General features: G+C 65.6%; 1 protein-coding gene. It reads right to left on the bottom strand.

Features of this window, described 5'->3' with window-relative positions; translation table 11 throughout:
* Positions 1 to 80: 80 nt before the first annotated feature.
* A complete protein-coding gene (locus JCM12296_RS34935) occupies positions 81 to 1,112 on the bottom strand; it encodes a Pvc16 family protein (protein WP_054702803.1) in 1,032 nt (343 codons plus the stop codon).
* Between the last annotated feature and the right edge of the window lie 152 nt (positions 1,113 to 1,264).

The raw sequence follows: 1,264 nt of genomic DNA, 5'->3' as shown, positions 1-1,264 counted from the left end.
GGCCAACAGGTGGCCCAGCAGTTCCACCCGCTCCCATTCCGGCGTCAGCAGGCCGGCGGCGATGTCTGCGGACGGCGGGTTCATGGCGCCTCCGCGTAAATGGTGACCAGAATCGGATTGCTGCGAACGACGATCGCCTGGCCGTCGACGGCGCGTTGATAGGTCCGCTGGGCAAACAGGACCGCCTGGCCAGTTTCATGGGCGGCGAAGGGCAGATCGAAAGCGGCTGTCACCGCCCCGTCGACCGTGTCGGGGTCGATGGTCGTGGTGGTGGCCACGGTGCCGAGGGTCGTGGGCTGCCGCTCCCATCCCCCGGAGCTGGTCCACTTCTCCCAAACCAGCTCCACCGGCGCGTTCAGCGCGCCGGCCACCCAGATGGACGGCGTGAAAGCGGCCAGTGCCGGGCTGCCGTCCACAAAGGATAGACTCTGGGCGCAGTGGCCGTCGACCACCAGGCAGATCGCCGGCGCCCAATCCTCGCGGGACGCATCCACTACCGTTCGATAAACAGCCGGTCCCGCGGCCACGCCGCCGAAAGGATCGCTACGCGTCGCCATATCACCGCGCAATTGCGAGCCGACCGCACCCACCAGCGGGCTCCCGGGCGTCCGCTCGCGGGGGACCACCGGCGCCAGGGCCATTTCGTAAACCACCGACGGTCGATAGCTGACCTCCCCCTGGGTCGACCAGATATGGTTGAGGTCGTCGGGATTCAGCGGCTGGAAGATCACTTCCAGGCGGAAGGTTTCATCGTCGACGGTAAAGGCCTCGAGCACCGGGGTTTCGTGGAACAGGCGCATCACCTCGCCCAACAGGCGCAGGTCGTTTTCACCGGCGCTGATCTGGTCTTCGGGAATGCCGAAACCGGTCACCAGGCAGTACAACCGCAGCCACCAGGGCTCCCCCGGCAGGCCCCCCGGAAAATACCCCGACGGTTCGATGCGGTAGAAGAAAAGATTGATACGGTGCTGGGTGTCCGACTGGCCGGGCACGGCATCGGCCGGGCTGCCGATCATGACGCGGATCGAATTGGCGCTGGCGTTGAGGCCGTCGCTGATCACGGTGGCGATTTCACGACAGACCTGGGATAGGGATGAGGTTGGTAGAGCCATGGTTTACAGGTTCCGTAAGTAGTTCCGACTGGCAAAATCGTTCCCCTGCCTGAATGTGGTAGGCCTGCCGGTACCGCCGTTTTGCGGTGCCAGGACAACCACTTCCACCAGGCCGATGTGGACCGCCGGCTCGCCCGCTGCGTGTGGGGCGC

This window comes from Desulfosarcina cetonica JCM 12296 (assembly GCF_001311845.1).
GTDB classification, from domain to species: Bacteria; Desulfobacterota; Desulfobacteria; order Desulfobacterales; family Desulfosarcinaceae; genus Desulfosarcina; species Desulfosarcina cetonica.
Note: the sequence above shows the minus strand (reverse complement) of the source record. Positions and strands in the feature narration are given on the sequence as shown.

Bases quoted from the DNA above. Each gene is read 5' to 3' on its own strand.
- JCM12296_RS34935 (WP_054702803.1), bottom strand. From the start codon at position 1,112: ATGGCTCTACCAACCTCATCCCTATCCCAGGTCTGTCGTGAAATCGCC.